At 70.9% G+C, this 251-nt stretch carries 1 pseudogene; it reads right to left on the bottom strand.

What is annotated here, in order from left to right:
- Positions 1–67: 67 nt before the first annotated feature.
- Positions 68–251, bottom strand: a pseudogene (locus tag WDW90_RS40260) (hypothetical protein); the annotation flags it as partial.

The following is a 251-nucleotide window of genomic DNA, read 5'->3' as shown; positions in this document are numbered from 1 at the left end:
GGCTCCGCCACCGCACAAACGAAAGGGGCGCCGAACGGCGCCCCTTCGGCATTCCCGGAGGCTCGCCTCAGTAGGGGTTGCCGTAGCGCGAGACGGAGGAGGTCGGGTCGATCGCGTCGAACGCCGAAAAGTCGACGTTGCGGATCGCCGAGGAGCGGGCGCCGATGAAGGGCCCGTTGGTGATCGGGTCGGGCCGGGCGCCGGCGCCGAAGCGGTCGTTGTGGCCCCAGACCGGGTTCAGCGCGTTCGAC

The sequence above is a fragment of the Methylobacterium nigriterrae genome (genome assembly GCF_037106235.1).
Taxonomy (GTDB): Bacteria; Pseudomonadota; Alphaproteobacteria; order Rhizobiales; family Beijerinckiaceae; genus Methylobacterium; species Methylobacterium nigriterrae.
Note: the sequence above shows the minus strand (reverse complement) of the source record. Positions and strands in the feature narration are given on the sequence as shown.